Source organism: Robiginitalea insularis, assembly GCF_052497835.1.
This window is the reverse complement of the sequence record NZ_CP199296.1, coordinates 1,782,991-1,795,875: the sequence shown is the minus strand read 5'-3', so window position 1 is coordinate 1,795,875 and position 12,885 is coordinate 1,782,991. Positions and strand designations below refer to the sequence as shown.

The 12,885-nt window shown below is 47.5% G+C and carries 7 protein-coding genes; 4 read left to right on the top strand and 3 right to left on the bottom strand.

Annotated elements, in window-relative coordinates; translation table 11 throughout:
• The first annotated feature begins 22 nt into the window (after positions 1-22).
• A complete protein-coding gene (locus ACT6NV_RS08235) occupies positions 23-1,504 on the top strand; it encodes a xylulokinase (RefSeq protein ID WP_445384002.1) in 1,482 nt (493 codons plus the stop codon).
• A 3-nt stretch (positions 1,505-1,507) separates the two neighbouring features.
• Positions 1,508-2,833, top strand: coding sequence for a xylose isomerase (gene xylA / locus ACT6NV_RS08230; protein WP_445384001.1), 1,326 nt, complete (start codon positions 1,508-1,510; stop codon positions 2,831-2,833).
• Positions 2,834-2,866: 33 nt separating this feature from the next.
• Here xylA and ACT6NV_RS08225 read toward each other — a convergent pair whose 3' ends face one another.
• Positions 2,867-4,519: a solute:sodium symporter family transporter gene (locus tag ACT6NV_RS08225; RefSeq protein WP_445384000.1), complete on the bottom strand. Its 1,653-nt coding sequence runs from the start codon at positions 4,517-4,519 to the stop codon at positions 2,867-2,869.
• A gap of 250 nt (positions 4,520-4,769) precedes the next feature.
• Here ACT6NV_RS08225 and ACT6NV_RS08220 point away from each other — a divergent pair, with 250 nt between their 5' ends.
• On the top strand, positions 4,770-5,579 hold the full coding sequence (locus ACT6NV_RS08220; protein WP_445383999.1) for a hypothetical protein: 810 nt from the start codon (positions 4,770-4,772) through the stop codon (positions 5,577-5,579).
• Here the strand turns inward: ACT6NV_RS08220 and ACT6NV_RS08215 are convergent.
• Entirely contained in the window at positions 5,553-9,278 is a 3,726-nt protein-coding gene (locus ACT6NV_RS08215; RefSeq protein ID WP_445383998.1) for a metallophosphoesterase, read from the bottom strand. The genes ACT6NV_RS08220 and ACT6NV_RS08215 overlap by 27 nt on opposite strands.
• A 37-nt stretch (positions 9,279-9,315) precedes the next feature.
• Here ACT6NV_RS08215 and ACT6NV_RS08210 point away from each other — a divergent pair, with 37 nt between their 5' ends.
• The gene (locus tag ACT6NV_RS08210; RefSeq protein ID WP_445383997.1) at positions 9,316-10,521 is read left to right on the top strand and encodes a Pycsar system effector family protein; all 1,206 of its coding nucleotides are present in this window, start codon (positions 9,316-9,318) and stop codon (positions 10,519-10,521) included.
• Here the strand turns inward: ACT6NV_RS08210 and ACT6NV_RS08205 are convergent, their stop codons facing one another.
• Positions 10,522-12,882 (bottom strand): GAF domain-containing protein, encoded by a 2,361-nt coding sequence (locus ACT6NV_RS08205; RefSeq protein WP_445383996.1) that lies wholly within the window; start codon positions 12,880-12,882, stop codon positions 10,522-10,524.
• Between the last annotated feature and the right edge of the window lie 3 nt (positions 12,883-12,885).

Below are 12,885 nucleotides of genomic sequence, written 5' to 3'. Positions count from 1 at the left end.
AAGCAAAGGTTAACCGCTCCTTATGTATTATCTCGGATATGATTTAGGTAGTTCTTCACTCAAAATTGCACTGGTAGAACAGGAAAGCGGCAAATTAAAGGACCTTGTTAAATACCCGGAGACTGAAATCCCCATAAAGGTTCCACGGCCCGGATGGGCTGAGCAGGACCCGGAAATGTGGTGGTCGCTCTTATGCGCGGGCACACAGGAAATTATTCGTAAAAATGGGTTAATTGCAAATCAGATCAAAGGCATCGGTATTGCCTATCAAATGCACGGACTGGTTGGCATAGATGCTCACGGGAAGCCCGCCAGGGATGCCATTATCTGGTGCGACAGCCGGGCCGTTTCCATTGGGGATGATGCTGCAAAGGCACTGGGCGAAAAAGTCTGTAAGAGCAGGCTCCTGAATGAACCCGGAAACTTTACAGCCTCTAAACTCAGGTGGGTACAAAAAGAAGAACCGGAAGTTTTCGAAAAGATCAAAAAGATACTCCTGCCCGGAGATTACCTGGCCTTTAAACTCACCGGAAGCCATACAACCACTGCCAGCGGTCTTTCTGAGGGTACTCTTTGGGATTTTGAGGCAGATACGCCCGCCTATTTCCTTTTGGATCACTGGAATATTTCCCCCGATTTGCTCCCCGCCCATGTGCCTTCATTTGGAATACAGGGGACGGTAAGCAAAAAAGCAGCCTCTCAAAGTGGCCTTGCTGCGGGAACTCCGCTCCTTTACAGAGCTGGCGACCAGCCCAACAATGCCCTTAGCCTGAATGTATTTGAGCCCGGGGAGTGGGCAGCTACTGCCGGAACATCGGGCGTACTTTACGGAATCACTGATAAGCTTCCGCCGGCTGAAATCCGCCGTGTCAATAACTTCGCTCACCCTAACCACAGCAGGACACGACCGCGTATCGGAAAACTGCTATGTGTTAACGGTGCCGGAATACAATATCGTTGGCTTAAAGAACAAACGACAGCACCGGATTACCACAGCATGAATGTGCAGGCAGCCGCCATTCCTGTTGGTTCCGGGGGGCTGTTGTGCTACCCTTTCGGAAACGGTGCAGAACGACTCCTGGGCGGGCGCTCCCCCGGGGGTAGTTTTACGTATCTGGATTTTAACCGGCATCATAAGGGGCACCTTTATCGGGCCGCTCTGGAAGGAATAGCATTTGCATTAATTTATGATATGCAGTTTACCGCCTCAGAAGCAGCAGCAGATTCTGCAATACGTGCCGGAACAGATAATCTGTTTCAATCCGGGGTTTTCGCAAAAACGATAGCCAGCCTTTCCGGCAAACCGGTAGAACTATACAATACAACCGGGGCAATAGGTGCTGCCCGGGCCTGTTCCGTTCAGGAAAGAGGCATCTCTTTTTTGGTTTCCCAGGCACAGGAAAGGGATTATGTTAAAACTGTTATCCCGGATAAGGAAAGCGAACCATATCTGCGGGCATATAATTATTGGAAAGAGAAACTGGAAACGATACTAAATACCTAAATCATGATACTACTCGGGGATAAAGAATTTTTTAAGGGGATAGGAGCCATCAGGTATGAAGGGAACGAATCAGACAACCCCCTGGCCTTTAAGTATTACAATGCGGAACAGCTGGTAGCAGGAAAACCCATGCGGGAACACTTTAAATTTGCGGTAGCCTACTGGCACAGCTTCTGTGGAACCGGCTCAGACCCATTCGGGCCCGGAACACTGGTCCATCCCTGGGATGCCCCTTCAGACCCACTGGCAGCAGCCCGCCTGAAAGCAGATGCTGCCTTTGAATTTATCACCAAACTGGGTTTTGACTATTTCTGTTTTCACGATTTTGACCTGGTTCAGGAGGCAGATAACCTGGCTGCCTCAGAACAGCGACTGGAACAGATTAGCGACTATATCCTAAAAAAAATGCAGGCATCGGGGGTAAAGCTGTTATGGGGCACGGCTAACTGTTTCAGCCACCCCCGGTATATGAACGGGGCTGCCACCAATCCGGATTTCAGGATTCTGGCCCGTGCAGGGGCCCAGATCAAACTGGCACTGGACACCACTATTAAACTCGGGGGAGAAAATTATGTCTTCTGGGGTGGACGGGAAGGCTATATGTCCCTGCTCAATACTAACCTGAAGCGGGAATTGGACCACCTGGGGCGATTTTTGGGGATGGCGCGTGATTACGGCAGAGCTCAGGGGTTTAAAGGCACCTTTTTTATAGAGCCAAAGCCCATGGAACCGATGAAGCATCAATACGACTATGATGCCGCCACTGTTATTGGTTTTCTTAAGCAGTATGGTTTACAGGACGATTTTAAACTCAACCTGGAGGTAAACCATGCCACCCTGGCCGGGCACAGCATGCAACACGAAATGGAAGTTGCAGCTGCCCATGGAATGCTGGGAAGCATAGACGCCAACCGGGGGGATTATCAGAATGGATGGGATACAGACCAGTTTCCAAATAACATCAATGAAGTGACCCTGGCCATGCTCACCTTTCTGGATGCAGGAGGCCTGCAGGGGGGTGGCATTAATTTTGATGCCAAGCTCAGGAGGAATTCCACAGACCCGGAAGACCTTTTCCTGGCCCATATTGGTGGGGCGGATACCTTTGCCAGGGCATTGCTGATTGCTGAAAAAATATTGGATTCCTCTCCCTACAGGGTTATGCGCAAGGAGCGCTATCAGTCTTATGACTGGGGCAAGGGCAGGGAATTTGAAGCGGGGGAACTCAATTTTAAAGACCTGTACCACATAGCCATGGAACAGGGCAAGATCCCGCTTCAGAGCGGAAAACAGGAGTTATTTGAAAACCTGATCAATCAATATATTTAACCCTTAGCTGTCCCGGTCAAAGAAGCTGCCGGGTTATTTAGCAAAGGCGATATATATTACAACCACAACGGCCACTATGGAAATCCCAACCTGCTTCACATATTTGTATGGAGTAATCTCTACCTGGCCTGTGTACTCGAGCTGGTAAGGATCTTTATTCGGCCAAATCCTGCCTATAATAATCATCACAGCCACATTCAGGATAAAGAGAATTGCCATAATATGGAGGTAATGCGGGTAGGCATCTGCTTCTACCATCCTCAGGCTGGCAGCATCTGTAATTCCAGAATCCTTGGCGGCCTGCAGGGCATTGTCCACCATGTTCGGGCCAATGATAAACTGACTGATGATGTACAACCCGGATCCCAGGAAAATGGATATTTTGGCAGCGATCGCAGGAACCCGTCGCGTGAGGTAGCCCACAACTATGATGGTGAGTATCGGAATATTATAAATCCCGTTTACCTCCTGCAGGTATTCAAAGATACTTCCTGCCCTTTCTATGACAGGGGCAACAAACATTGCCGCCAGGGCCAGGATTACCCCGAATACCTTTCCGTATTTGACGGTGGTGGCCTCAGTAGCATCCTTGTTAATGTGCTGCTTGTATATATCAATCCCAAAGAGCGTAACAGAAGAGTTCAGGACACTGTTAAAGGAACTCAGGATAGCCCCGAAAAGGACTGCAGCGAAAAAGCCAACCAGGTAAGTTGGCAATACCGCCCGAACCAGTTCCGGATAGGCCATGTTGCTGGAGGCCAGGTCTCCCTCAAAATAATAATAAGCGATCATGCCCGGAAGTACGAGAATTATCGGACCCAGGATCTTAACAAAGGAAGCCAGTAGCAGGCCTTTCTGCCCTTCTGCCAGGTTCTTGGCACCAAGGGCCCGTTGTATGATTTGCTGGTTGGTTCCCCAGTAAAACAATTGTACCAGCATCATCCCCGTGAAAATAGTGCTGAAGGGCACTTCCTGTCCATGCTCCCCGGTTGAATCAAAACGGGCCGGGTCAGATTCGTATAAATTGTTAAGGCCTTCCAGGACACTTCCATCCCCAATAGCCATCAGTCCGAAAACGGGAATAAGGACCCCCCCGATCAGTAAACCAATAGCGTTAATACTGTCTGAAACAGCTACCGCCTTCAGGCCTCCGAATACAGCGTAGATTGAACCTACTATCCCTATTCCCCAAATACATAATTTGAGGGCAGTGGACTCGGAGACCCCGAGTAAACCGGGAACATCAAACATCCCACTGATTGCTACCGATCCGGAATACAGGATTACCGGCAACAACACCACAACATATCCCGTCAGAAAAAGGGCGGAAGTGATGGTCTTGGTGGTAACATCAAATCTTTTAGCCAGGAATTGCGGAACCGTCGTAAGACCACCCTTCAGATAGCGGGGCAGGAGGAACACAGCAGTGATTACCATGGTGATCGCAGCAAGCGTTTCCCAGGCCATTACTGAAAGGCCATCCAAATAGGCGCTTCCGTTCAGGCCAACGATTTGTTCTGTTGAGAGGTTGGTCAACAATAGAGATCCTGCAATCACTCCTGCGGTCAGGCTTCGGCCCCCTAAAAAATAGCCATCGGAAGTTGTTTCATTTGTTGTTCTGGTAGCGAAATAGGATATAATTGCTACGAGCAGGGTAAAACCCACAAAGGAAAGAATGCCTATCATGATTGTCGGTATTGGTTTGTTTGGATCCCTAAATATATCCCTTTATTCCTAAACTTTTAAAAAGCCGTGGCAATTATCCTTTGTCCGGAGCCTTTTCAAGCCGCCATTCACAATTAAAACTGTATTTTTAAAGCATTCGATTACAAAAAACGTTGCCGCTATTAAAGCAAAGAGGAAATTAAACCGCATTCTCGTATTAAGCTGCCTGTTGCTGGGTTGGAGTTGCGCCCAATACGGGCAATTGCGTTATGTGGCAGAATTACCAAAAGGCATAAATGAATGTTCTGGAATCATCAGCCTGAGACCCAATGAAATTTGGCTTATTGAGGACAATGGCAATCCGGATATACTCTACGCGGTAGACAGCAGCGGGCAAATGCTGAAATCCTTTAAGGTAAAAGAAGCTAAAAATGACGACTGGGAAGCCCTGACCGTGGACCTTGACAGGCACGTATATATCGGGGATTTTGGAAACAATACTAATAAACGGAAAAACCTGCGCATCTATAAAGTTCCGAATCCTGTCATAGAGCCCGGGGATAAGATCGAAGCTAGCAAAATCAGCTTTCGTTACCCCGATCAGGATGCCTATCCGCCTGAAAAAAACGCCTTGTATTACGATGCGGAGGCTTTTTTCCATTACGAGGGTTTTCTCTATATAATCAATAAAAACAGGGGGCGCCCCTTTAACGGGAAAGCAAGGGTTTACAGAGTGCCAGACCAGCCTGGCAACTATACAGCCGAATGGATTGCCGAATTTACAACTTGTAAAGATTACCGGCAGTGTCAGATTACAGATGCTGCGATTTCTCCTGAGGGGAACCGACTGGTCTTACTGGGATACGGTAATTTATGGGTGTTCGAGGATTTCAGGAGACGTGGCTTTAAAAACGGCCCCACCCGGATGATAGCCCTGGGTGCCAGTACCCAATTGGAATCTATCTGCTTTATAAGTGAGACCGAGCTTTACCTTACCGATGAACGCAGTCACGGGAGCGGCGGCAATATTTACAGCTTTACCATTCCCCTTCCTTTAAAAGGCAAAACCAAGCCCGAATGAAAACCGCAGCCCGTCTCCTCCATGGAAAAGGGCAAAGTTGATACTACTCACATTGGCCCCGTTCAGGAAAAACCCTCCTCCGTAAGAGGTATGCCACTTTGACGAGGACTCCGATGGTTCCCATACCCGCCCGTAATCGAAGCCGGAAAACAAGCCAAATGAGAGGGGGAAAAGTCCGGTTTTCATCTGCCTGAACTGCAAGCGCAAATCCGTGAGCTGATAGTAGGCAGACTTCCCTGTAAAACGTTCATTCCTGTAGCTTCTGGGGCCATTATTGGCCCCGATCTGGGCTGCCTGGTAAAATTCATAGCCATTCCCGATATTAAAATGGGCTTTCCATTTGGTTGCCAGTACAAGGGCTCCGGAAGATACCAGGCGGTGGTCCAGGCTCAGGCTGGGGATTAGGTAAGCGAAAGTTGCCCCGGAACCGAAATACTGAGACTTTGCACCAAATTCCAGGCTGCTGCTCATACCCAAAGTAGGAAAGGCCGCATTATCCCTGTTCTCGTAAAAATAGGCGCCATGCACTCCCAGAAATTCAGTTTGGCTTTCTTCCCCATTGGCCGTCAGGAACACATTGATAAACCGGTCTGAGGTTTCTTCAACAGAGATATTCTCATAGGACAATCCCACTTTAAACTGTGCCCCCAATGCACCTCTCCATACCAAGGAGGGCTTGAAGTGCAGGTTTCTGAGCCGTACCCGGTTATAGTCCAGACCTAAATCGTCATCCGGGTTCTCTGTTTGGTTACCAAACCCAAAGAAATTCCTGCTGAAATTCGGGCTGGTATAACGGGCCTCAAGCTGCAGGTTCCAATTGCCCAGCAGGTTTGCGAACTCCCCGGTATAACTCAAATCATACCCGCTGGTGGCAAAGAAATAGGCCCCGTTCAGGGTATGCTGATAGGTAAAGGGGTTTCTTCGGAATCCATAATGCGTATAGGTGTACCCCAGTCCCAGGAGAACCCCGTCATCCGGGTTGAACCCAAAGCCGGGAGTGAACTGGCTGGTATAGTTCGCAAGCTTAAAAGGCTGATAAGTGTTGAGCTCGTAATCATCTGTCCGTACAATTCGGGTACGGGAAGCCTGCCCTTCATAGACAGATTCCCTGCTTTTATAGTCGTAAATGGTTGCTTTGCGGGTCCCGTTCAGATCGTAATAATCCTTTCCCCGACCACCTACAACACGAATTCGGATTTTATTTTTCGGGTGCAGGTCAAAGACATATCGGTCTTTATCATCCAGTCCGTAAATCCAGATTTCCCGGGTCAGCGAAGGGTCGAAGGTATAATCGTAGAATTTTTTTTCCTTATCCCCGTCAATGATTCGGTATCCCTGTACCTGAACCGTTTCGGGAGCAGGGCTCTTGATATCAAACCAGTCGTCCTTGTCGGTTCCATAAATAACCACATACTTTTGCAGCACCCTGTAGTAGCTTTCAGCAAAAGAATCCAGGCGGGATAAGCGGGCCAGCAGGATTCGCTTGATTTCCGTTGTCGTTTTTCCGCGAACTTCTGGCGGAAACCCCATGAAAGAAGCATCGATGACTGCGGCGTCTATCCTTTCCCTGATAAATGCAGATTGTTTCAGCCAGTCCTCAAGGCGGGTATTGTTAAGCAAAACCCGGTCCAAGGCAAAGGCATTGGCATTGAATGTTCGTACATTGCGGATCTCTTCGTTAAAACCTTCCCATTTCTTCATGGGGGGCATTAAGCGCACCAGAAGTCCCATCAGGGCACCGTCTCCCATATTGGAAAAAACCTGGTCCCGGTCCCTTGGAATGGGGCGGTAAATAACGCGGTCAGCATCCTTTAATTTAAATTCGGCCCAGCGCCACTGGTCCTGGTGCCTGTCCCAGTCGCCTACAAGCATATCAAAAAGGCGCGCTCTCAGGTATAAGTCGGTATCAATCTTGTATTTTTCATCTTCCCTGAGCTGATTGAGCATGTCATAAGTACTCTCAATGTCCCTGGCATAGCCGAAACTGGCAAGCTCTTCGTGCCCCTCGGATACGTGCTCTTCTATCATATATAATTCCCCTCCGAAATCTTCATTGTATTTTCCAAGGGCAAGTTGCTTGGGGACATAAAATATCCTGGGGTTGGTATGGTACAACCCAAGGGAATCGGACATAACATCCAGGGCAAAGGGTCCGTAAGGATGGGCTCCGGTATAAAAATCTTCCAGCAGGTTTTCAGTAAAGGTTCCATCAAACTGACCCATAACAAACTGCTCCTGGAAAGCCGCAGCCTGCAGAAATTGTTCGGCCTGTTTCCTGAGGGCTCTCATTACGTATTCCTTACCGCTCGAATGTTTTAACCTGAGGGATTTGGATTGCTGCCCCCCACCCTTTCGAATAGGCTCCAGCCCCCCGTAAAGCGTATCCAGGCTTACTGTGGGTGCTAAAATTTGCGTTCCATAATATTCCCTGTATCGCTTGCCCCAAATAAACCTGGACAGGCCGCTCTTGTCAACCTCCCCGGGCCGGTAAACCGATGCCTGAACCTGTTCGGCAAATTCGGAAGGGTACTGCCGGCCATCGGCGTAGTCAGCTTTCTGATAAACCTCTGATTGATATAGTTGCTCTTCCCTGCCGTTCTTGTCTACCCCATAATAGGTTACCCGGGAACTCCCGTCCTTATAGATATCCAGTTCGGCATAACCCCACATCCCGGTTGAAAACCGGCTGCCCCCCAGTAAACGGGTTGCTCCCTGTTTGGCCCCGGCACCACTGACTATTTGTGTGACCCCCTCTTCCACTATATGCTGAAGGGTATGTTCATGGCCGGAAGCAATAATAACGCGATCCCCGTACTGCGCAAGCGTAACCAGTCGCTTACGCAATTCAAGATACCGCTTGTTAAAGAGATCCTCGGTAGACACACCTGTCGTTTTGCGGAAAAGGTTAATTGCACTGCCAATCACCGGAAGCGGGCCTTTCCCTTTTGAGGGGTAGAATTGTTCCTGAAGGGTGTATTGCCCCCCGTGTACCCCGTAGCTGAAAACGGGATGATGGGTCGTGATCAGTATGGTTTTATCTGCATTTTTTTTAATCTCGCTTTCCAGTTCCGCCCAGAATTTATCGCGGCTCTTTAATTCGCAATCATCATTAATTGCGGGTTTGGTATCCCAGTTGGTCAGGTACCATTCACTATCCAGAACAATTACGAAAATTTCATCATTTAACTCAATGGTTTCCAGCGGACAGCCGTTTTCAGGAAGGAAAACATCTTTCTGGTCCAGGATATCCTCTATGTACTTTTCCTGCCGTTTCAGGCCCTTGATACCGCCACTGTACCAGTCGTGATTACCCGGAATAAACACAGGCCTTCCCTTAAAACGTTCCAGAGTACTGATTTGCGCATCCAGTTGGTTCCTGGCGAGGGTATACCCGGCCGGATCCTCGTCTTCATCCGGCAACCCGGAAGGATAGATATTATCTCCAAGAAAAAAAGCCGTACTGTTTTCAGGGGCTGCCGCCAGGCGGTCCCGAAACCGCATCAAAACCGGGTTAAGGCCCCCTATAGGGGAATATCCGGCATCTCCAATAAGGTAAAACCGGTGCAAAAGCTCTCCGGCAACCCCGCTTTGAACCTGCTGCTTATCTGCATATTTTGGGGTATAGGTTGCGCAGGATGCTGTTATCAGCAGCAGTAAAAGGCCTAAATATTGTTTTACAGTTGTAAAAGGTGAAGCCATTTAAATTTTGTAATTTGTACACTTTAATACCTAATGTATGACCACCCAGATTCTGGAAGATGCAGAAAAATACGTAACCCATCTTCTAACAGAAGAGTTGGACGAACGCTTCCTGTACCATAACCTGAGGCACACTCAAAGAGTCGTTCAAAGTACAAAAGAATTACTGGACAACCATAAATTAAGCGCCGAGGAAAAGGATTCACTGCTTATGGCTGCCTGGTTTCACGATACAGGTTATACCAGGGGTTATACCAATCACGAGGAGAGTAGTTGTGAAATTGCGAAGGCCTATTTAAAAAAAGCCGGTGTAGCCTCAGAAACCACAGAACTCATTTGCGATCTGATTCTGGCCACCCGACGCTACCACGAGCCGACTGGTATTCTGGAGAAGATTATCAGGGATGCAGACGCTTCCCACCTGGCTCAAAAAAGTTATCCGGAAACTGCCGAATTGCTGCGGGAAGAATTAAAATTACTCGGAATCGGAGAATACTCCCTGGAAGAATGGAGGGAACTGAATATGCAAATGTTCCGGACGGAGCATCGCTTTTATACGGATTATGCCCTGGAGCACTGGCAAGGCGGCAAAGACAAGAACGTGCGAAAACTGGTAAAGGAGAAAAAAGCCCGGAAAAAACTGGCTAAAAAAGAGCAGTTAAAGGCTAAGTTTAAAAGTGAAAGTCCGGAAAGGGGGATACAAACCCTTTACAGGGTTTCTATGCGAAACCACCTGAAACTGAGTGATATTGCAGATACCAAGGCCAACATCCTGTTATCCGTAAATGCCATTATAATTTCACTTGTGATTGCCAACCTGATCCCGAAACTGGACAACCCATCAAATGATTATTTGATCTACCCCACGGTCGTATTCCTGATATTCAGTATTATCTCCATGATCCTTTCAATACTGGCGACCCGCCCTAATGTCACCAGCGGGGAATTTACCAAGGAAGACGTTGCCAAAAAGAGAGTAAATCTGTTGTTTTTCGGGAACTTTCACAAGATGAAATTGCAGGACTACGAATGGGCCATGCAGGAACTGATTAAGGATAAGCAATACGTATACGATTCGCTCACCAAAGACCTCTATTTTCTCGGCGTGGTACTAAACCGCAAATACAAATTGCTAAGGTGGACCTACACTTTTTTTATGATAGGCATGATCCTGTCCGTGCTGGCCTTTTTTATTGCCCTAAGGTATTTTGGCCCGGAAAGGATTCTGGATTTACCGGCCTGATCAGTTTTTAAGGGTTTCCATCAGGTCCTCATAGGTATACATGCGGTCCTTATCTTCACCGGATTTATATAAAATCTCGGCCCTTATGGCTTTCAATCCGGAAACTCCCTGAAGGCCTTCCAATTCAACAATCTCAATATTGTTTGTAAAATACCCTTTGGATTTCAGGAAGGAAACATACCTCAAATATTCCAGTTCATCGCTCTTTTGGGAATAGACAATTACCAGTTTCCCGGCCTGCGTTAGTCTTTGTTCGGTACCCTTGATATAAGATTTGTCTATCCGCTTTTTGATCACCTCATACCGCGCATTGTAAGTCCCGTCCACATCGAAGCGCTTTTCATCCATGCGGAAACGAATGGACAGAGAAGTGTTGTACACCAATATCAGGGAAGCCACATCCAGCTTTACGGGCAACTCTTTCTTGAGGTTGTAATACGCATTTTCCATTTCAACCATCACCTGCAATTGCCATAACCTCAGGTTATTCAGATAGAGCATGTCAAACTTCTTGCCAGAGGAGATGGAATGCCCTATATACATATTGTGTTCAACCCCATCTGTCTTGTAGCGCTCAAAGTAATGCGGAAACATTTCCTGGGCATCCACCTGCCTTTTATCGAGCAGGCCTGCCAGGGTTTTGTTGGTGCGCATCACGCTTTGGTCGTAATTGCGCCGATGGTCATAAAATGATTGTGTCTCCGGGTCTATCTCCACTTCATATGCTTCGATTTCAGCAGCCAAATCCGTGTTTTGCTCTTTTAAATGGGCTAAAACAGGCACCATTTCTTCCTGAATGAAATTAAAAATAGCCTGTTCACTGTTGGTGTGGAGTATCTCTTTGATTTCATCTATATGGTTTGCCAACCGGAAGCTTAATTCTTCATAAATGGGCAGGGAAGTTGAAGCCTTCGCCTTCTCCATTATAGAATTAATCCTGGATAATTGGATAATGAGATCGCGCTGAATAGCCGCATTGCGTGCTGTTGATGACCCCTTGATATCGATTTGCCCATATAAGGGATAGACCTCATCGAATACTATTTCCTTGAAGGAAGGCTGCCGGCCTTCCAGTTCATCAATTATAAACTGTTTTGCCTCTTCCTTGAACCTCCAGAGCACCGCATCGTGAACTGTGGTACACTCGTGCTGAATGATCGCATCAATAAGGTTTTCCTCTTCTATCCTGGAACGTATCACGGCAGACACAATGTAAGGCATAACATCGTCCAGTTTGGTCGCATTTACCCCATTGAGTACTTTCTTCTCGCCCGAGACCACCTCCAGTATGCCCAGCAATTCCCCGGCGCTGGCTATGGGTGCAAAAATGGCGCTCCCGATACCCTGTTCTTCCAGACCTTTGTAAAACCCTTTGCCTTCAGACATGGCGGCAAATTTTTCAACGTCGGGTACTACAAAATAGGTTTTTTGCCGAAGGAGTTTATCATAAGAACCATTACATAGGGCTTCTTTGCAAAATTCCGTATCCTTTTCATGAAGGATAAAACTTTTTATTCCATTGCCATAAATGCGCTCGAAGCGGTTATCCTTATGATTGTATTTTATAAACCCAACCTTGAGATCCTTCAACCTGAAAAAAGAACGAAATATATCCTGAAGTTCGTCCATAAAACGATCGCTCCCCCTCTTGTCGCTGGCAATCAGTTCGGATTTAATTGCTGAAATAGAGTGGTCGGCCGTCACGTTGAACATATTGACAATCACAAATCCCTTCCCTACAAAACTCTCAGGCGGGATTTTGGATTTCCAAAACTCCACGTCTTCCGGACGGGCCAGTAACTCATCAACAATATCCTGGGTGATTTCCGGGGATTTTTCGGTTGGAAAGATCTCCATAAAATCCGCATTGTAAAGGACGCGGTAATAATTTATCACACCCTTTGCATCCGGGATTTCAAAGAAATAAGGCCGGCTGAAATCGAGATGGTAGCCGTAATGGAAGTTCAGGATTACCGTACAGGCCATGATATAATCCAGCCCCTCCTGCTGATTCTTTAACTCAGGGGTAAAATCCGGACCCGCTTCCTGAAGTATCTTTCGCAGCCGGCGCGATGGATTGAACATTTCATTGAAATAGGGAAAGGATACGGCCTTTATTTCATTATCGCCCAGCACATCCGCAAAGGAATCCTGCAGGATCACCTGTATCACATCTTCGTGCTCCTCCAAAAGGTTTACATCTGCAAAACCATCCCTCAAAAAAGGGAAGGGCTTTTGTGCGCTTAGTATTTTTCCGGCCTTCTCCCGTTCAAATGCAGAGCCCTGCTTGAGCAGCTGGTCATAATGACGCAGGTACTTATCAAAACTTATTAGTGGCTTAATGGGTAATTCTTTGTTCATATA

Bases quoted from the DNA above. Each gene is read 5' to 3' on its own strand.
- ACT6NV_RS08205 (WP_445383996.1), bottom strand. From the start codon at position 12,882: ATGAACAAAGAATTACCCATTAAGCCACTAATAAGTTTTGATAAGTAC.
- xylA (WP_445384001.1), top strand. From the start codon at position 1,508: ATGATACTACTCGGGGATAAAGAATTTTTTAAGGGGATAGGAGCCATC.
- ACT6NV_RS08215 (WP_445383998.1), bottom strand. From the start codon at position 9,278: ATGGCTTCACCTTTTACAACTGTAAAACAATATTTAGGCCTTTTACTG.
- ACT6NV_RS08210 (WP_445383997.1), top strand. From the start codon at position 9,316: ATGACCACCCAGATTCTGGAAGATGCAGAAAAATACGTAACCCATCTT.
- ACT6NV_RS08235 (WP_445384002.1), top strand. From the start codon at position 23: ATGTATTATCTCGGATATGATTTAGGTAGTTCTTCACTCAAAATTGCA.
- ACT6NV_RS08225 (WP_445384000.1), bottom strand. From the start codon at position 4,519: ATGATAGGCATTCTTTCCTTTGTGGGTTTTACCCTGCTCGTAGCAATT.